Origin of the sequence: Cryobacterium sp. M15, assembly GCF_002929675.1 — a bacterium.
Classification (GTDB): Bacteria; Actinomycetota; Actinomycetes; order Actinomycetales; family Microbacteriaceae; genus Cryobacterium; species Cryobacterium lyxosi.
Map to the genome: position 1 here is coordinate 1 of NZ_PJJW01000033.1, position 17,908 is coordinate 17,908.

The following is a 17,908-nucleotide window of genomic DNA, read 5'->3' on the forward strand; positions in this document are numbered from 1 at the left end:
TTCACCAAACCCGGGGTTCGACAAAGCTACATGGACGAGCAGGCGGGAGGAACTGCACTCGCGAGTGCGGTCTTTCCCGCCTGCTTAGTCGTTGTGTCGATCGCGGCGCCCTCGCCGGTGAGCACCTTAAGGCCGATACCGCGGTCGTCAGCAGTGAAGGCGCAAACGACCGCGAGATTTCGACAAGCTCGATCCGGCGGCCGCGCAGGTCATAGGGCGGCGGCGACCTGGGCGGCGACAGTGTCGGTGGTTCCGGTGCCGCCGCAGTCGGGGGTGAGCCGCTCGGGCGTGGCCGTGACGGTGCCGAGCGCGCGCAGCAGGTCGGCTGCGGCCGCCTTCTCCCCCAGGTGCTGCAGCATCTGCGAGACGCTCCAAATGGTGGCGATCGGGTTGGCGATGCCTTGGCCAGCGATGTCGGGCGCCGATCCGTGCACAGGTTCGAACATCGACGGAAAACCGCCGTCAGGGTTGATGTTTGCTGACGCGGCGAACCCGAGTCCGCCCTGAATGGCCGCTCCGATATCGGAGAGAATGTCGCCAAACAGGTTGGACGCCACAACAACGTCCAGGGTCTCCGGGTGGGTCACGAATCGAGCCGCGATGGCATCGATGTGGTACCGCGTGACGGTCACGTCTGGGTACTCGGCGGCGAGTTCGTCGGTCACGTCGTCCCAGAACACCATCGTGTGCTTCTGCGCGTTCGATTTGGTGACCGAAGCGAGTCGACCCGAGCGCGAGCGCGCCTGCTCGAACCCATAGCGAAGAATGCGCTCGACTGCGGCCCTCGTGAAAATCGCCGTCTCAACCGCGACCTCGATCTTGGTGCCCTGATGCACGCGTCCGCCCGCACCGGAGTATTCACCCTCGGTATTCTCTCGAATCACCAGAATATCGAACTCAGATTTGCGCAACGGCCCCGTAATGCCGGGAAGCAACAGGTGCGGGCGCATATTCACGAAGAGATCGAATCCTTGACGGATGGGCAGCAGCAGCCCATGCAGCGATACCGAGTCCGGCACCTGTGCGGGCCACCCCACCGCCCCGAGAAGAACCGCATCGTGCCCACTCAGCTGCTCGAGCCCGTCGTCGGGCATCATCGATCCGGTCTCGAGGTAGCGCGCGCACGACCAGTCGAAGGTCGATTGCCGCACCGCGAAACCATGCTTGTCAGCTACCGCCTGCAACGGCACAAGGGCGGCGGCCACGACGTCGACGCCGATGCCGTCACCGGGAATGAGCGCAAGCGAATACGTAGCCTCCGATACGGTCCCGTTGTCGGCCAGGGACACAGTGCTGTCCTGTCGTGATGCATCGAACATGGGTTCTCCTTTGATGAGTGGTTGGGGATACCGATAAACTCGCGGAATGGCAGGCAAAGTAGCGTCGAACAGTCCGTTGCTCGTGCTGGCGAAAATCAGTACCATCCTCGACGCGTTCACGTTTTCGACACCGGAGCGGTCGCTGGCCGATCTGCGCACCGCGACCGGGCTGCCGGCGTCGACGGTGCAACGCCTGGTCGCCAATCTCGTGCAGAGCGGGTTTCTCGACCGCCACGGCGACCAATTTCGCATCGGTCTGCGCATGGCGACCTGGGCGGCATCCGCTTTCCACGGTCTCGATGTGGGTGAGTTGGCACAGCCCGTGCTCGCGGCCCTGCGAGATGAGACCGGTGAAACCGCGTGCCTGTTCATCTCCACGCGCGAGCTGCGCGTGTGCGTCGCGATGGCCGAGAGTCGGCACAGTGTACGACGGGTGATCGCCCTCGGCGAGGTGACGCCGGTGAACGTCGGGTCTTCCGGCCGGGTGCTGCTGGCGTGGAACGACGAGCTCGCGACCCGGGTGTTCGAGCATCCGCTGCCCGCCTTGACGCAAGAGACGATTGTCGATGTCGACGAGTTGCGCCGATCCCTCGTCACCGTGCGCGAGCGCGGCTTTGCGTACACCGTCGGCGAACGCACGTCGTCGGTGAGCAGTGTCGCCGTACCGGTGTTCCAACACGGCGGCTCGCTGTTCGGGGCACTGAGCCTGCTCGGTCCGAGTTCGCGCATGACACCGGATGTCGTCACCCACCTCACTCCGTCGGTGGTCGCGGCCGGCGCCCGTCTGAGCCAAGCACTCGGTTCGGCGATCACAGCACCAAACTGAGCAGCATCGTGAGGCCGAGTGCGATCACGGAGGCGACGGATACCGCGAGCGTGCAGGTTTTGAACGTGCCGCGGGTGGACTGGTTGAGCGAGCTCTGAAGCAGCCAGAACGTATTCGAGGTGACGTGCACGGCGAAGAGGGACCCGGCGGCGGCGGCGAGGGCCACGAGCACCGGAGCAACGTCGATCTCGCTCATAACGGAGGCGAGCAACCCCGCGGCAGTGATGGCCGAAATCGACACCGATCCGATAGCCATGTGAAGCACTGCGGCGACGACCCAAACAATCAGCAGCGGGGCGACGGTCGTGGTGGTGAACAGTGAGCCCAGAATCTCGCCGATGCCCGTCGATGCAACGGCCGCCGCAAGGGAACCTCCCGCGCCAGTGAGAATGAGGATCTGACCCGACTCCCGGAAGCCGCGGGAAACAGCCTTCTCGACTCGTTCGCCGCCGATGGTGAGCCGGGCAACGAGGCTCGTGCCGAGCAACCCGACCAGCAGTGCAAAGACCGGCTCGAAGAGGATGCTGATCGGGCCGAGGTCAGCATCCGTTGCCTGCACAATCGCACCGGTGGCAACGAACAGCAGCGACACGATCATGGGCCCAAAGAGCAGCGCAAGAGCGGGCTCGCGGGTCGACTGCTGCACACGGGTCCGCGCGCGGGGCGGGGCGCCGACCGTTGCGATGACTGAGGTGTAGCCTGTCGCCGGCCGGGTGGCATACTCATCGTCGGCGTCTTCGTCAGCCTCCGTGTCGATGATGGTCACGGATTCATCGCGCTCGGGATTCCAGAAACCACGGTCATAGGCGAAATACATCACGAAGAGTGTCAGGAGGATCGTCGGCACGGTGACCACTACGCCGACAAGCAGCATCATGCCAAGCGGCACGCCGAGAAGCCCGGCAAGGGCGAGGGCGCCCACGCCCGGCACGATCATCACGATGCCGCATTCGAGTCCGACGGCGATGGCGGTGGCAACCCGCGCGGTGCCGGTGCGACCGAGGCGTGCCGCCATCCGTCGCCCTAAAGGTGCGCTCATGACGAGCAAAACGTCGATATAGATCGAGGGCAGCGCCACAGCGAGAGTCGTCGCGAACGCGTAGGGCGCTCGGCGGGCCCCGAAGATTCGCAAAAGCCCTTCCACCAGGCGCTGGATGGCCCCGGCTTCGCTCAAAATGGCACCGATGAGCACGCCCCACGCGATGAGCAGTCCGATCTCGGCCATGATCTCGCCGAATCCGCCGGTGACGATACTGGCCGATTCCGCCACATTCCCGCTGACGACGAGGGCGATCACACCGGCACCGATAACCAATGCCACGGCCGGGTTCAGGTGCACTTTGACGATCAACACAACCATTGCGACGATCACCCCAGCGGTCACTGCGATTACTACCCAGTCGTCCATAGCGTTTCTCCTCATCGTTGAGAACTCAGTATGTGAGTTGCAAACTCATATTATGGCTTTATGCCCATGCCGTCAAAGTCGCCTGTCGTCGAATGTCCCACCCAGGTGAAACCGACCGCCACGCAGTCGCCATCGACGATGAAGAGGTCAGCTCACGAAACGGACTACGTAACACGCTCAGGGTTTCCGGCTCTGCTACATGGCCCTATCTCACGAAACGGAGTAACTACCACGGTGGGAGTCCGATATTCCTGATCACATCAAAGAGATCCATTGCCTCGTCGCAGGGTTGACACCCAGAAAGCGTGTGCGCGATGATCGCGGCAGTTACGTGGATAGCCCACTTTCTGAAGTTCGGTTTGCACGCGGATTGGATGGAACCAATGCCTCCATGCCGGACATTGTTGAGTATGGACACCTTTGATTCCCACGCCACAGACTCCGCGCTGTGGTTGCACGTCCGCGGCGGGAATGGACGCGCGTTTGGTGTCCTGTTTGACCGCCACCGAAATCGGGTTTTTGCTCACAGCCTTCGACTGGTCCGCACACAGGCGGAGGCTGAGGATGTTACTGCGATGGTGTTCCTCGAAGCTTGGCGTTGCAGAACACGAGTTCGGTTCGTTGATGAGTCCATCCTCGGGTGGCTCCTTGTAACCACTCACAACGTGGCCCGGAATCAACTTCGGTCCGGTCTCCGACATCAGCGACTTCTCCGACGGCTTCCACCGCCGGATTCTGTGCCTGACCACAGTGAAGCGGTGCTCGACGCGATCGACCTCGGCTCCACAGGGAACACGGTTCAGCGCGCCTTTGCGCACCTAAACTCCCAAGACCAACAGATACTGCTGCTGTGTGTCCTGGAAGACCTGTCGATGACGGACGTCAGCCAGCTTCTTCGAATACCTTCGGGCACCGTCAAATCCCGGCTATTCCGCGCAAAACAACACCTCGCTCTCGTCCTCACCGAGTACAACCCGATCCAACCATCCCCATCAGCTGTGGGAGAAAGCACATGATGAACAACACGCCGACGGAACCGCACTTCACTGCGAACCGCAGTGCGGCGATCCGAGCCCTCCTTGTGAACATTGCCGAACCAGGAACGCCAGAGAATCTGAGACTTCGTCGTGCTCGACGCGTTCGGATGGTCGTCCCCGCAGTCATTGGAACCCTCGTATTGACTGCCGGTGCCGTCGTAGCCGTCCAAGCGCAGGTGACGAGAACCGATCACATCAATTGCTTCGCTCGAGCGGAGCTCAACATGTGGGGGGAATTCCCGGGTGCTCGCGTGACCAGCCTCGAGGGCACCATCGGCGACAGCGAAGGGGGTCCGGTGTCAATCAATGACGCCCTGGCCGCGTGCTCAGACCTCTGGACCCAGCATGCCCTGGACGCAAGTATCGAGAGCGGCGTTCGTTCAGATCCCGTTGACCGATCATTTTCCTACCCTGTCCCCGAACCGCTCACGGTCTGTGTCATGTCCAATGGAATGGCCGCCGTGATCCCCGGCGCGTCCGACGTCTGCGGTCGCCTCGGCCTGGCGGAACGAGCCAAGTAGAAACAAACAAATGCCATGACCGAAACTACCCACGACGACGTGTTTCCTGGCGGCGTGTTAACGCCAACCGAAAATAGGGCCAATAGTGTTTCGGTCGGTGTAAACGCACCTGGAATTACGGCCTCCCCTGTGCGGGGATCCACCCAAACAGCGAAGGGATGGAGACGCCCAGGTCACGCGCAACGTCGCGTGGTGTCGTACCGGCATCGAGCAGCTGTATTGCTGCAGGGATCTTACTGTCAGTCATGATGCGTTTCCGGCCGGGAAGGTACCCTGTGGCCCGCACAGCCGCAAAGCCGGCTTGGGTGCGTTCGAGTTCCTGGCTGGTCAGTGATGGCATCGAGTGCGGTCGCGGCGAACGTTTAATCTGGCATCAATGTGTGACTACGGACCTCCGTTGTGAAAGTGAGACGTTGAACATCTCCACTCAGCACTGGAAGTCCTCCTTTTTCAAGGTCTCACGTCACTGACGTCATGGCCGGGTGCAGCGTGGTGGGTAAACGCCACGCGTTACCTCAGGTGCTGCGTGTTTCTAGGATTGCTGACCCTGCCCCGGAATGTTTGGCGAACGATCGTTACCGAACGCCACCCCCCCCCATAACCTCTTAGCGTCAGATATTTGACGATTTTATAAATCGCCCCAACCTCAGCGTCGGATACTCGACGAATTCACAAGCCACCCACATCCATCGCTGACAGCAACTGCCATTCCACCCTTGATCAGTCAGTCCGGGTAGCCCCCAAAAAACGCCGGTCCCGCCTCACCGAGGCCGACGGTAAAAGCGGCTACCAGTTCGTTAATCTACGGTTAGGACCACGCGGAATCGGGCGTCACCAGACATCATGCGGTCAAAGCCTTCAGCCGCCTTTTCAAGCGGATAGGTCTCGATCATCGGGCGAACGCCGGTCAGGGCGGCAAAACGGAGAGTGTCCTCTGAATCCTTCGCTGTTCCCGAGGCATGCCCGGCTACGGAACGACTACCGAGTACCAAGTCCACGGCACTCACAGCAAGGGGCTCCTGCGGGACGCCGACTACGATTAGCTGTCCCCTCGGTTCGAGTCCGGGGACAGTTACAGACATGGCGTGGGCATCGGTAACGGTGGCCAAGACGACGCGCGCGCCGCCAAGCTTTTTCAATTCCGCCGCGACATCGTTGATGGTGCTGTCGATGTAGTGGTGGGCGCCAAGGTCGCGGGCGAATGCTTCCTTCTCGGCGCCGCGTGCGATCGCAACCGTCTCGAAACCCATCTTGGCCGCGAACTGGACCCCGAGGTGACCCAGACCGCCCAGTCCCAGGACAGCGACGACATCCCCGGCCCGAGCACCACTGTTACGCAAAGCATTGAACGTGGTCACTCCGGCGCACATCAGCGGAGCCGCATCCGTGAATGCGAGAGCGTCAGGTACGGCTGCAAGGGCATCGGCGGGGGCGAGCAGATATTCAGCGTAGCCGCCGTCCGCGGTCAGTCCGGTGACCTTTCCCACGATGCATGAAACAAAGTCCCCGCGCCTGCATGGGGTGCATGTAAAGCAGGCTCCGCCAAACCATCCCACCCCCACACGCTGGCCCGCTGACCACTGCGAGACGCCCTCCCCAAGGGTCTCGACGGTCCCGGCAACCTCATGCCCGGGAACACGGGGATAGGACGAAGCCATGCCTGCGGCGGGCATGACATCGCTGTGGCACACACCACTGGCCGCGACCTTCACGAGCACATGTCCGGGCAGAACGTCGGGAAGATCGTACTCGGCGAACTCCAAGGCAGTATTGGGGGCAGAAAATCGTACAACCTTCATGATGACGAATCCTTTCATGATTACCGTTGGTGCCTCTGTTTACACGCACTCTGACGGCTCTTCCTGACAAACGGATGCTATCGCCGGTATTCCGGGAGACCTTCCAAAGGACGGAGGGCTGTAGTCCAGAATGGAACATTGGAGTAGGTGGCATTCTCAAAAACACCTTACGCTTAAGCTCGACAAGGGCAACTGCACTGCCTGCGAACCGACATCATTTTCTTATGCGCAAGCAGGGTTCCGCTTGTGTAGACATCCTCGCTGAGGATTCCCCGGTTGCCGTCGCTCAGGCCATCGTGGATTACCGGGCAGATGAGCCGGCACACGGCTACTCCTGCAGAACCTGCCGGTCGGGATCGGTCCCACACGACGCAACCGCTCAGCGGTGGCCTGCGCCACAACACAGTCAGCCGTGTGTCCTCCTGCTGCCCCGCCTGGGTAGCCGAACGGATGTCGGAGTAGCTCACGGCCTAAGTCTGCCAGTCATGAGTGGCCTAGACGACGCAGAACCGATCACGGCCAAACATCCTGCCGCCTCAGGCCGGCTGCGCCTGCGGCCCGCAGGGGGACCGCTAACGGGCAGGCTCATCGGCAAGTCTTTTCGAGGCACGGGCAGTCTGTGCGGGTTTGGAAATGATGGCGACGGAGATTGAACTGAGGACGATGACGATCCCGGCTATCTGCATTGGGGTGAGGTTTTCGCCGGCGATTACCCAGCCGAGGAGGATGGCCACGACGGGGCTGAGTAAGCCAAGGAAAGCCGCGGTGCTCGCCGCAAGCTGTGCGATTCCACGAAACCACATGACGTAGGCGAACGCGGTGCCGATGACCGACAAATAGGTGTAGCCGACAACGTTCAGGGGTGTCATGGGAGCAACGGGAAGGCCCTCGATCAGGAGCATGAAGAGCAGGAGGGAGAGGCCTCCTGCGATGAGTTGCCATGCAGTGGTCGTGAGTGGGGGCGCGGGCTGCCCCCACTTTTTGGTGAGCACGATCCCGGATGCCATGGAAAGGGTTCCGCCAAGAGCAGCCAGGAGGCCGATGGTGTCGAGGCGCGCTTGGGCCTGGAGCACGATGAGGCTTACGCCGAATAGGCCGGTAGCGCCGGCGATGACCACCCGGCCTGTCAATCGTTCGTGGAGCACGCGGCTGGCAAGAAGGGCGATGACAAGTGGCTGAAGCCCGCCGATGATTGCGGCCACACCGCCCGGGAGTCGGTAGGCCGCGATGAAGAGCAACGCAAAGAACGCTCCGATATTGAGCATGCCAAGGACCCAGGATTTCCACCACCATGCGCCATGTGGCAACGTTCGGCAGAGCATGAGTAGGAGGATTCCCGCCGGCAGTGCGCGCAACGTAGCCGCGAGCAGCGGCCGATCCTCCGGCAGCAGCATCGTGGTTGTCAGGTAGGTTGTGCCCCAAAGCGTCGGGGCCAAAGCTGTTGTCATCAACATAAAAGTTCGATTGCTAAGCACTTAGTTATTATACCTAAGTGCTTACCAATTGGTACTATGACTTAATGCCGGATCAAGTCGATCGAATCATTGAACAGTGGAATACAGAAAAGCCCGACCTTGATGTATCACCGATGGCCGTCGTCGGTCGATTAAGTCGCACCGCCCTCGTCGTGGAATCGCGACTCGCTAAAACGTTCGCCCAGCACGGTTTGGACGCTGCTTCCTTTGACGTGCTCGCAACCCTCCTGCGAAGCGGTGCCCCCTATCGGATCGCCCCGCTGGAGCTGGCACGTGAGGCCATGATTTCAACAAGCGCAGTGGCCCAGCGACTGAACAAATTGGAGAGTCGGGGGTTTGTCGTGCGCCAGGCAAACCCCGACGACGGCCGTGGCACACTCGTCGCGCTCACCGATGTTGGAAAAGATCTTATCGAGACGGCATTGCCAGATCACCTCGAGACCGAGCGCGCCATCACAGCCGTCCTCAGCCTCGCGGAGCAGACACTGCTCGCGGACCTCCTTCAACGGCTCAGCACCGCAGCCATTGACGGATGATTTCCCTGTCCGGATAAGCATTCTTCGACCACCATGTCTTCGAGTCCCCCTCACAGACGATGCAACCACGGTCAGTCCCGCTGGACGAACGTCTTCTGGGGCAGGCGTCGTACACGCGGTGGAGGCAGCGTATTAGTTTCCTCAGGGCTCCGAATCCCGCACGTTTGGCTCGCGGGAAGGTGGAAATTTGTTGCGCACGAAACCGCGAGCCCAAGCTGATCGATGGCTGGTCGCTGTTCCGACCTTTCGTATTCTCAGCGATCGATGCGTCGATGAGGTCGAGCAAGCTGCCTATTGGTCGGAAGGCACGTCATCGGTGTCGCGATGCCAACGACCGGTCTCGTCAACTCGGAGTCCGTACCCGTCGAGCACCTGCTTGATCGTGTAGAGATTGTTGCCTTCACGATATGACGAGAGAAGCTCTTCGCTTCGGCCGGTTATGTAGATCGCCAGTAGGCGTACGACCATTTGGTTGACCTCGCTTACGACGTAGGACTCGTCGTGGTCAGGGAATTCGCCCCGGTCAAAGTGTTTGACATCGTTGTAGTTGTTGGCAATAGCTCGCGACAGCCCGACGCGGTCGCGAATGCGCTCGGGCCACAGCACTGCCAGCGCGTCTAGGCATCTATAGACGTACGTCGCAGTCGTGGGTCTTGAGATGCGCCCTCGGCTCCACGTCACTCGTTCGCCGGCACATTCACCAAGGATGCCGCCGGCCGCTTCCATGCTCATCGAAGTTGAAATGACGACATCCTCGATGAACCTCCCAGGTCGACCCAACACGCTCACGCTAGGGAGAATGAAACGCTCCCAAGTCTCGTATTTTTCCGACCATGTCGCGAGTCCCTCGGCCCCGATCTGGGCCATGTGCGCGATCGGATGTCCTAGATCCTTCTTGGACGGAACTTCGGTGCGCCGCTCCTGGCAGGTGTGCCGACTGATGATCTCGGTTAGCGGATGCGCGTGGATACGCCCGTCCATCATCCGCGAGGCAAAAAGGTCATCGCGCAGCTTATGCTCGCGGAACGACAGTGGTCGCCCGAAGAGGAAGACCATCAGGTTCGCGACCTTGCGCTGTTCCACAAAGTGTTCCCAGAAGGGCGTCGGTCTCGAGCCGAAGGTGCTCTCGATATGCACGTTGTCGTCTACGATCGTCTTCCGGCCATACCCATCCTGCTCGGGCGAGTAATACCACCCCGCCCGAACGGTCATCGTTGCGTCGCCCTGCTGCCAGGTAATGCCGTCGTCTCGATGAAGCAGCAGCGTCACAGACTGGATGAGGTCCTCCTCATCAGTCTCCCTGTCGCTGCTGACGGCTGACAAACGCGACCATTCATTCAACCCATCCAACCGACTTTGCATCTCGCTCATGACCAGCGGGTCAGCCAACGCGCCGTCGCGGTCACCGAGGACGGTAAGGGCGGGGCGATCCTACGGGGTCACCCTGAATGCCGTTGTGGGAATCACTACGGCCTACTGCGTCAATCCCGACGGCGCGCTTTCCTGCCCAGCCTGGGTGGACCGGGCTATTGGCACGGAAAAGCCGGCTTCGGCGTCTCGAACCTCTGAAACTCCAACAGTGACGACAACTTGGTCGTACGCACCCAAGGGTATCGACTCACAACATGACCGTTGACGTTGAGCTGTTCCTGCGCACCATCCGGCAGCAGTTGCAGCAGACACCACGAATAGCTCCGGAGAAAGATTGAGTGGCTGGCGGACAGGCCGCTGACGGTCGTGCCGTCGTTCTCTACACGGTGAAAGACGGAGGTGCGCTGCTAGGAAGATTCTGGAACCTGGACAGCTACGCCGTGCTTTTCGGTACTGAGGACGCAGCGAAACTGGCCCGCGCCGCTTACACGAGCGAGATATCAGAGCCGAAAGGACCCGCCGTGTTACGACAGGAGGGCTGGGCAGACGGACTAGTCGAGAATGCCAACTCGGTGCGGTGGCTCGGGCTGGTGCCAGACACTACCCCTGATTCCATCGTTTAGCTTTCGGCAGACAGCCTTACCTGATGGAGGTTTTTCGAATCCTCGCTAGCGATAAGGCTACGCCGCGGCTAAGCGAGTCGGTGAAGCACCAGGAACGAACTGATAGCCGTCGGGCGGCGCCGCATCCAAGCCCAGGGGCCTGTACCGGCAGGCTGAACGTGGTTCGCCCTGGTCAGCCAAATCAGCCTTCCAAGGCCAGTGTCTAGTTGCCGCGGCCGGCACAGATAACTTATTTGCAAATGTCTTAAAGAAGATTCGTCCTAAAAGAACGACGGCATGGGTCCACAGCTGGGTGGATAAATAGCGGTAAGAAGTGACCGTAAGCCGAACCTCTACCGGTCGTGCGCATTCCTCAGCGGGACATGACCCCGGAAGGCTCAGGCCTTACGAGCCGCCACAGAGAACATCAGAGGCACCCTCGCGCGACCCGAGGCCAAAGCAAATCCGGCCGGCGTCTCTACGAGTGGGGGCATCGGCTTCCAGGGCATAGCGGCCCATCCACCCTCGCAGGCCGTCGAGGTGCGAGTGTGGTCGACCACGTGCTGCCCGCGGAGGTTCCTTGGCCGTCCCCAGCCTGATCAATCCGTGCAACGTTCGGCTCGCGGCCTCAAGCGTCGTTCGGTCAAGGCCTCGACGGCGTGGAGGCGCAGCGCGTGACCGCGCCGTGCCTCCACGCCGTCAGCTCGCCGGGACGCGACCTCCGGGGTCAGGCGGCCATCGCCCCGTAACGCTTGTGGCCCTTGACGTCGTAGCGGTCGAGCATCATGACCTTCGACCAGACGCGGATGAATTCGCGGACGAACCGCTCTTGCCCGTCGCTGCCCGCGTAGGCGTCGGCGATCGACCGCAGTTGCGCGTTCGAACCGAATACCAGGTCATTCCGGGAGGCCCTCCAGCGAGCCTCGCCGGTCGCCTGAACCCGACCAGTGAAGGTCATCGCGGTCTCGTCGTCCTTCGTCCAGATGAGGTCGGTGTCGGTCAGATTCACGAGGAAGTCGGTCGTCAGGGCTCCGACGTGATCCGTGAGCACACCCACGTCGGACCCGTCCCAGTTGCTGCCGAGCACGCGGAGCCCGGCGTGCAGGACGGTCCACTCCGGTGCGGTGAGAGTGAACAGGTTCGCCTTGTCGAGGAATGCCGCCTCGGGCGCGACGCCCGGAGCAAACTCTTCGAAGCGCTCGGACACGAAGTTGCGGAACCCGTCCGCAATGGGTCGCAGCCACTCGAACATCTCGATGTCGGTCAACTCCTGCGTCGTGTCGACACGGCCTGGCGTAAACGGCACGCTGGCGTCAGATCCTGCCGCCCGTGCCGACTGCTCCACGGCGGCGCTGCCGGCGAGGACGATGAGGTCGGCGAGAGACACCCCCCGTCCGCCCGACGTCGCCGTGAAAGCCGCCTGCACGTTCCGCAGCGCGTCGATGACTGGGACGGTGCGTCGGTTGACCGGCCAGTCTTTCTGCGGCGACAAGGCCAGGCGGGCACCGTTCGCCCCTCCGCGCTTGTCGCTGTCGCGGTAGGTCGAGGCGGCGGAGAACGCCGTGTAGACGAGGTCGGACACGGACAGCCCGGTCGCGAGGACGGCTACCTTGAGCGCTGCCACGTCGGCCTCGTCGAGTGAGGATCCTGCTGCGTCCGGGAGCGGGTCCTGCCAGAGCAGGTCGTCGGCGATGGTGACCTCCGGGCCGAGGTACCGGTGCTTCGGCCCCATGTCGCGGTGCGTGAGCTTGTACCAGGCCTTCGAGAACGCGAGGGTGAACAGATCGAAGTCGGCCAGGAAACGCTCGCATATGGCCCGATACTCCGGGTCGACCTTGAGTGCGATGTCCGAGGTCATCATCATGAGCGGGTACATCTGACCGGGTACGTGGGCGTCCGGAGTCTTCGGCGCCTCCGAGTCAGTCGGTGTCCACTGCAGCGCGCCGGCCGGGCTTCTCGTCTGCTCGTAGTCGTACGCGAACAGGTTCTCGAGGTAGGTATTGTCCCACTGTGTCGGGTTCGGAGACCAGCTGCCCTCGATGCCGTTGGTCGAAGTGTGCTCGGCACTGCCGGTACCCACCGGGTTGTGCCAACCGAGCCCCATCGACTCGATCGGGGCTTTCTCGGGTGATGGTCCGATGTCGGATGCGGGTACCTGGCCGTGGCTCTTACCGAACGCGTGGCCACCGGCGATCAATGCCACCGTTTCCTCGTCGTTCATCGCCATCCGCGTGAACGTGATGCGAATGTCGCGTGCTGAGCCCAGCGGGTCGCCGTTCGAATAGGGCCCCTCAGGGTTGACGTAGACGAGCGCCTGGTGCGACGCGGCCAGGGGGCTCTGCAAGTCGTAGCCCGCGTCGCCGTTCTGACCATGCCAGCGTTCGTCGCGGCTCACCATCTCGTCAGGGCTCGCGACCGCGTGCGGGTTCCAGACCTCCGGGCCCCACCAGGTGCCGTCGTCCGGTTCCCACGCATCGAGTCGTCCACCACCGAAGCCGTACGTCGGCAGGCCCATCAACTCGAGGGAGCAGTTGCCGGTCAAGACCATCAGGTCGGCCCACGACAGAGCGTTACCGTACTGGTGCTTGATCGGCTGTAGGAGTCGTCGTGATTTGTCGGTGTTGGCGTTGTCCCACCAGCTTCCGATTGGTGCGAACCGCTGCATCGCGGTGCCCGCTCCGCCACGGCCGTCGGCAATTCGGTACGTGCCGGCGGCATGCCACGCCATTCGGATCATCTGTGGACCGTAGTTGCCGTAGTCCGCCGGCCACCAGTCGACCGATGTGGTGAGCAGTCGCTTGATGTCCGACTTGAGCGTCGTGAGGTCGATCGTGGCGAAAGCCGCCGCGTAGTCGAAGTCCACGCCGAGCGGGTCGGCGTCTACGCCGTTCCGGTGGAGAAGCTCAACCCGGAGACGCTGCGGGTACCAACTGTCCAGGGTCGGCGACTGACCGAAGGTGCCACCGAGGTGGTCGCCACCTGCTGGCAGCGCACCGCTCATGTGGAAACTGCATGTGTTGGTCTGGTCGTCAGTGCTCATTGATGCTCCCTGTGTGCTTTAGCTGGATGAGAAACGGTGTCGTCGGGGTCACAATTTAACGATTAGCCGCCGCATCGCAGCGGCGTCAATCTGTGGTGCAGCGATGCTTCGACGCTGCTGTGAGGCGGTGCGTCGCGGGCTGCCGACGTGACGGGAAGCCCGATAGAGAGAGATCGTATTCCCGCAAGGTGCGCGTGGCCTGCCAAGAAAGTGACTGACTTCTACACGGCGGTGGTGCGGTGGCCGAGCGCACGACGGCCAAACCAAATAAAGCCCTGCGCCGATTGCTGCGGTGCGGGCGGTGCGAAGCCCGGTGAAACCGACGACGGAGGATGGGGGCTGTCGAGAGCTTGATTTCCGCGAATCGTGTTCCGCTCGCGGTGACCTGGGAGCACCCCCGCCAGAGGCTCCTAGTGGGGAACGGTTATCGGGGCAGCTCATCAGTCAGGTCGAAGTTCATTTGAATACGCCGGCCGTACCCAAGTCCCCGCTGTTGCTCTGCCGCTGACAGATCACGAAGAAAATCAGAATCGGGATCACGCTCGATGAAACCACAGATCAAGTGGAAGGGCGCATTCCATGGAACGTCCGTGAACGTTCGCAAGGTTACCCGTTTGCATCCGCGCAGTCGTGATTCGCTCTTGACTGCCTCGACGAGCGCGCGCCCATGCCCGCGGTGTGCCGCCGACGGCATAACCCACAGCTGCTCGAGATGACTGATGCTAGGGACTTCGAGGACATGGGCAAACTCGATCGGGGCCGATCCCGGATTTTCGCTGGCTACGAGGATGAAGCCACTCTGCAGTGAGGGCGTCGCATAGGAAGGAGCAGGCCGCCAGTCGACTATCGAGAACACGGTCGCGATCAGCGCATCTGCTTCATTCTCGATCGCTTCAAGAAACTCCAGGTCGTCGGCCGTCGCCTGTCGCACAAAAGTCCTCCACATGACTCCGAATGTAGCTTGACGAAGGGTGCCGTAAGCCGGACCCTCACGGGTTGCTTTTGGCGGATCGCGCGCTAGCTTTCAGGCGAGTCATCCTGAGACTTGTCGAGCGCAAACTTTTTGCAGATAGCGGCGACGACCGTAATGGATGAACGCCGCTAGCCCGCAGATGAACTGAATGGCACCGAGTACCAACACGAATATGTCACCCGGCTCGCCCTCCCCCTCAGCGATCCGAAGCAAAACTTGCGCCAGGCCGGCGACAGCGAGGACCGCGGCCGCCAGGATGATGACGGTGCTTCGCGTCTTGCTGATCGGGGGTATCGAACCCATGCAGCCGAGCATACGCTCGGAGAAATTTGCGTGTCGCTCATGCGACTGCCCGTAAGCCGGACGGCGACCGGAACACCCAAACACGCAGGGAATACCAACAGTTCCTCGGAGAGTTTCGCGACACTCCATGCCCGTATACCCCGCCTGAGAAAATGCCCGGTGAGGGGGGCGGATTCAACCGGTCGTCGCAACGATGGGCTTTTCTGGCTCTGATAATAGTCGTTGCATGGCTTGAGCGGGTGTGATGCCGTCGAGTGTTTTGCGGGGGCGATTGTTGAGTTCGGTAGCGACTTCGAGTAGCCGCTCGGGCGAATGGACGGATAAGTCGGTGCCTTTGGGGAAATATTGGCGCAGCAGCCCGTTGATGTTTTCGTTGGTGCCCCGCTGCCACGGTGAATGCGGATCACAGAAGTAGATCGCTATCGTGGTGGCCAGCGTGATCTGCCGGTGCTGGGCCAGCTCGGTGCCCTGATCCCACGTCAGAGTCTTAACCAAGTGTTCGGGGAGACTTTTAATGGCTGCCAACAGCCCCTCGCGAACCGTGATCGCGCCGTGATCGCCGGGGAGGTGGACCAGCATTGTGAACCGGGTCTGACGCTCCACCAACGTAGCGATCGCCGACCGGCAGTGTGATCCCAAGATCAGATCTCCTTCCTTACGTTGTTGTGGTCGGTGATTTCGGGACTGTCGTAGTGTGTCGATCACCCTCGGGTGGCGGGTATGGCTGAGATCGCCTTGCCGCATAAACGGCTCACTGGGAATGGCCGCCCGCTGCCCGCAGATGACTGGACCGCTGATTGAGAATTGCGACATTAATCGCTGGGTAAGGACGTGCCGGCGTGGTTATCGACAGGGAAACTGCTATCAACGAGACGGAAGGAACCTTCAGATGCCAGCAGTATGGGCGGGAATCGATTCAGGAAAGCGGGCGCATCACTGCGTCGTGATCGACCAGACCGGGGAGATACTTCTCTCCCAACGGATAGATAACGACGAGACCGTGATGCTCGAGATCATCGCCACGGTCACCGAGATTGCCGATGGACACGAGGTCGTATGGGCGACGGATCTGAACTCAGGCGGCGCAGCTCTCCTGATTTCCCTGCTGGTCGATCACGGCCAGCAACTGCTCTACATCCCGGGCAGAATCATTCACCACGCGGCTGCGACCTACCGCGGTGACGGCAAGACAGACGCGAAAGATGCCCGAATCATCGCCGACCAGGCACGGATGCGCACCGACCTCCAACCCGTTCGCGATGGTGATCAGATCAGCGTTGACCTGAAACTCCTGACCGCTCGACGCCTGGACATCATCCACGATAGGGTGCGCGCAATCAATCGGCTCCGCGCGACCATGCTGGAGTACTTCCCTGCGCTGGAGCGCGCGTTCGACTACTCCAAAAGCAAAGCCGCTCTCACGCTCTTATCGACCTACCAGAGGCCCGGAGCGCTTCGCCGGATGGGAGTGACGCGTCTGGCGGCATGGTTGAAAGCCCGCGGCTGCCGCAACAGCGCCACCGTCGCCCAGAAAGCAATCGACGCCGCGCGTGAGCAAGAAACGACGTTGCGCACCGAGATTGTCGCCGCCACCCTCGTGTCGCGCCTGGCCGCCGTGATCACCGCGATCGACGCGGAGCTGGTGGAACTCGACGCGACCATCACCGCCCGATACAACGAGCACGAGAACGCCGAGATCCTGCAGAGCATGCCCGGCTTCGGCCCCATACTCGCCGCAACCTTCCTCGCAAACATCGGTGGAGACCTCCGTAATTTTGAGAACGCCGATTCTGGACTAGGAGCAACCCCGGCCGCCCACCGGTACTGCCTTCGTTGAATTGTGTCCATTCCGCGACCCTATCGACCGCACAGGGTCCCGACTGTCGAACCCCCTGCGGGGCTCCGAACGGGCACGAGATTTGCGCGGCACCCCAAAAAAGTTCGAGTGGCGGGGACCGATATGATTTCGTTGTGTCGATCGAGCCAACTGGAACCCGAATTGCTGCGGTGGCACTCTTCGCCGCTTGGCTTGTGCACGACGTGGAAGAAGTGTTCACTTTCCCGGCCACGTCCAGGCTGCTCGCCGCACGTTTGGGCACCGACCGGGTGGTAGTTTCTCCGGCGCAATCTGGACTCGCCATCGCGCTCATGGGAGGGCTTGTTGGCGCGGCCTGCGTTCGCGGCGCACGCACCCAAGGAAGATCACGTCTCTACCGAGCGGTGTTAGCGGGATTGGAAGCTCATGTGGTCACGCACGTCGCGACTTCGATCTCCTTCAAGAGCTACACCGCTGGGCTCATAACGGCACCCCTGGTGATGTTGCCCGGGGCGCGAGTAGCCCGGGCTCAACTCCGTCGAGGCGGCTCGCCGCTCCTGCCGTCTGACACCGTACGTGGCGGTGCGCTTTTGTTCGCCGCGGTCATAGTTTCACATGTCGTTTCACGCCTCGTCCTCGGAGCGGGTTGCCCGCGGGTACGAATCCCACGTACGTAACAAATCCGGCTTCGGCGTCAGCCAAACCTCACTCGGGCATCGTCCGCTTACCCAATTTTCGAGGCACTTGTTCGAAGTCTGCAGGAGCGAACGGGACAGATGCGAGCGCGCGCGTGAAGCTCCCAGACGAGAACGCCCACCGAGCAGACGGGAACGCCGCAACTGATCGCTATTTCGTCTTACGGCCGGCAGGAGAATTGCAAGC

The 17,908-nt window shown here is 61.7% G+C and carries 16 protein-coding genes and 1 pseudogene; 7 read left to right on the plus strand and 10 right to left on the minus strand.

Annotated elements, in window-relative coordinates:
* Positions 1-71: 71 nt before the first annotated feature.
* Positions 72-143 (minus strand): annotated as a pseudogene (locus CXY83_RS18535) (recombinase family protein); the annotation flags it as partial.
* A gap of 66 nt (positions 144-209) precedes the next feature.
* Positions 210-1,319 carry a tartrate dehydrogenase gene (locus CXY83_RS04940; RefSeq protein WP_104196286.1) on the minus strand — a complete coding sequence of 370 codons (1,110 nt, stop codon included), beginning with the start codon at positions 1,317-1,319 and terminating at the stop codon, positions 210-212.
* Positions 1,320-1,365: 46 nt separating this feature from the next.
* Here CXY83_RS04940 and CXY83_RS04945 point away from each other — a divergent pair, with 46 nt between their 5' ends.
* Positions 1,366-2,145: an IclR family transcriptional regulator gene (locus CXY83_RS04945; protein ID WP_104196287.1), complete on the plus strand. Its 780-nt coding sequence runs from the start codon at positions 1,366-1,368 to the stop codon at positions 2,143-2,145.
* Here CXY83_RS04945 and CXY83_RS04950 read toward each other — a convergent pair.
* On the minus strand, positions 2,129-3,553 hold the full coding sequence (locus CXY83_RS04950; RefSeq protein WP_104196288.1) for a GntP family permease: 1,425 nt from the start codon (positions 3,551-3,553) through the stop codon (positions 2,129-2,131). The two genes, CXY83_RS04945 and CXY83_RS04950, sit on opposite strands and share 17 nt — an antisense overlap.
* Positions 3,554-3,963: 410 nt before the next feature.
* Between CXY83_RS04950 and CXY83_RS04955 the strand changes: the two genes are divergently transcribed.
* Together CXY83_RS04955 and CXY83_RS04960 are read left to right on the plus strand one after the other, a co-directional pair.
* The gene (locus CXY83_RS04955) at positions 3,964-4,569 is read left to right on the plus strand and encodes an RNA polymerase sigma factor (protein WP_104196418.1); all 606 of its coding nucleotides are present in this window, start codon (positions 3,964-3,966) and stop codon (positions 4,567-4,569) included.
* 128 nt (positions 4,570-4,697) lie between these two features.
* The gene (locus CXY83_RS04960) at positions 4,698-5,111 is read left to right on the plus strand and encodes a hypothetical protein (RefSeq protein WP_233200604.1); all 414 of its coding nucleotides are present in this window, start codon (positions 4,698-4,700) and stop codon (positions 5,109-5,111) included.
* Between the two features lie 797 nt (positions 5,112-5,908).
* On the opposite strand, the gene CXY83_RS04965 is transcribed toward CXY83_RS04960, so the two are convergent.
* Complete coding sequence (locus tag CXY83_RS04965) at positions 5,909-6,910, minus strand: alcohol dehydrogenase catalytic domain-containing protein (RefSeq protein ID WP_104196290.1); 1,002 nt, start codon at positions 6,908-6,910, stop codon at positions 5,909-5,911.
* A gap of 572 nt (positions 6,911-7,482) precedes the next feature.
* The gene (locus CXY83_RS04970; RefSeq protein ID WP_233200606.1) at positions 7,483-8,385 is read right to left on the minus strand and encodes an EamA family transporter; all 903 of its coding nucleotides are present in this window, start codon (positions 8,383-8,385) and stop codon (positions 7,483-7,485) included.
* Positions 8,386-8,429: 44 nt separating this feature from the next.
* Between CXY83_RS04970 and CXY83_RS04975 the strand changes: the two genes are divergently transcribed.
* Complete coding sequence (locus CXY83_RS04975) at positions 8,430-8,921, plus strand: MarR family winged helix-turn-helix transcriptional regulator (protein WP_104196292.1); 492 nt, start codon at positions 8,430-8,432, stop codon at positions 8,919-8,921.
* Positions 8,922-9,212: 291 nt separating this feature from the next.
* On the opposite strand, the gene CXY83_RS04980 is transcribed toward CXY83_RS04975, so the two are convergent.
* On the minus strand, positions 9,213-10,292 hold the full coding sequence (locus tag CXY83_RS04980; RefSeq protein WP_104196293.1) for a hypothetical protein: 1,080 nt from the start codon (positions 10,290-10,292) through the stop codon (positions 9,213-9,215).
* Between the two features lie 338 nt (positions 10,293-10,630).
* Here CXY83_RS04980 and CXY83_RS04985 point away from each other — a divergent pair, with 338 nt between their 5' ends.
* Entirely contained in the window at positions 10,631-10,915 is a 285-nt protein-coding gene (locus tag CXY83_RS04985) for a hypothetical protein (protein ID WP_104196294.1), read from the plus strand.
* Positions 10,916-11,621: 706 nt separating this feature from the next.
* Here the strand turns inward: CXY83_RS04985 and katG are convergent.
* The 4 genes from katG to CXY83_RS05005 all read right to left on the minus strand — a co-directional run bounded on the left by katG (position 11,622) and on the right by CXY83_RS05005 (position 16,023).
* Positions 11,622-13,934: a catalase/peroxidase HPI gene (gene katG / locus CXY83_RS04990; RefSeq protein WP_104196295.1), complete on the minus strand. Its 2,313-nt coding sequence runs from the start codon at positions 13,932-13,934 to the stop codon at positions 11,622-11,624.
* Positions 13,935-14,358: 424 nt separating this feature from the next.
* On the minus strand, positions 14,359-14,865 hold the full coding sequence (locus CXY83_RS04995) for a GNAT family N-acetyltransferase (RefSeq protein ID WP_158251837.1): 507 nt from the start codon (positions 14,863-14,865) through the stop codon (positions 14,359-14,361).
* A 102-nt stretch (positions 14,866-14,967) separates the two neighbouring features.
* On the minus strand, positions 14,968-15,210 hold the full coding sequence (locus CXY83_RS05000; protein WP_146069858.1) for a hypothetical protein: 243 nt from the start codon (positions 15,208-15,210) through the stop codon (positions 14,968-14,970).
* A gap of 174 nt (positions 15,211-15,384) precedes the next feature.
* Complete coding sequence (locus CXY83_RS05005; protein ID WP_199184892.1) at positions 15,385-16,023, minus strand: IS30 family transposase; 639 nt, start codon at positions 16,021-16,023, stop codon at positions 15,385-15,387.
* Positions 16,024-16,099: 76 nt separating this feature from the next.
* On the opposite strand from CXY83_RS05005, the gene CXY83_RS05010 reads away from it, so the two are divergent.
* Positions 16,100-17,047 (plus strand): IS110 family transposase, encoded by a 948-nt coding sequence (locus CXY83_RS05010; RefSeq protein ID WP_233200608.1) that lies wholly within the window; start codon positions 16,100-16,102, stop codon positions 17,045-17,047.
* 170 nt (positions 17,048-17,217) lie between these two features.
* Positions 17,218-17,703: an HXXEE domain-containing protein gene (locus CXY83_RS18540; protein ID WP_369831129.1), complete on the plus strand. Its 486-nt coding sequence runs from the start codon at positions 17,218-17,220 to the stop codon at positions 17,701-17,703.
* Positions 17,704-17,908: the final 205 nt, after the last annotated feature.

Coding starts and splice junctions, on each gene's coding strand:
- CXY83_RS04940 (WP_104196286.1), bottom strand. CDS start 1,319: ATGTTCGATGCATCACGACAGGACAGCACTGTGTCCCTGGCCGACAAC.
- CXY83_RS04945 (WP_104196287.1), top strand. CDS start 1,366: ATGGCAGGCAAAGTAGCGTCGAACAGTCCGTTGCTCGTGCTGGCGAAA.
- CXY83_RS04950 (WP_104196288.1), bottom strand. CDS start 3,553: ATGGACGACTGGGTAGTAATCGCAGTGACCGCTGGGGTGATCGTCGCA.
- CXY83_RS04955 (WP_104196418.1), top strand. CDS start 3,964: ATGGACACCTTTGATTCCCACGCCACAGACTCCGCGCTGTGGTTGCAC.
- CXY83_RS04960 (WP_233200604.1), top strand. CDS start 4,698: ATGGTCGTCCCCGCAGTCATTGGAACCCTCGTATTGACTGCCGGTGCC.
- CXY83_RS04965 (WP_104196290.1), bottom strand. CDS start 6,910: ATGAAGGTTGTACGATTTTCTGCCCCCAATACTGCCTTGGAGTTCGCC.
- CXY83_RS04975 (WP_104196292.1), top strand. CDS start 8,430: ATGCCGGATCAAGTCGATCGAATCATTGAACAGTGGAATACAGAAAAG.
- CXY83_RS04980 (WP_104196293.1), bottom strand. CDS start 10,292: ATGAGCGAGATGCAAAGTCGGTTGGATGGGTTGAATGAATGGTCGCGT.
- katG (WP_104196295.1), bottom strand. CDS start 13,934: ATGAGCACTGACGACCAGACCAACACATGCAGTTTCCACATGAGCGGT.
- CXY83_RS05000 (WP_146069858.1), bottom strand. CDS start 15,210: ATGGGTTCGATACCCCCGATCAGCAAGACGCGAAGCACCGTCATCATC.
- CXY83_RS05005 (WP_199184892.1), bottom strand. CDS start 16,023: ATGTCGCAATTCTCAATCAGCGGTCCAGTCATCTGCGGGCAGCGGGCG.
- CXY83_RS05010 (WP_233200608.1), top strand. CDS start 16,100: ATGCCAGCAGTATGGGCGGGAATCGATTCAGGAAAGCGGGCGCATCAC.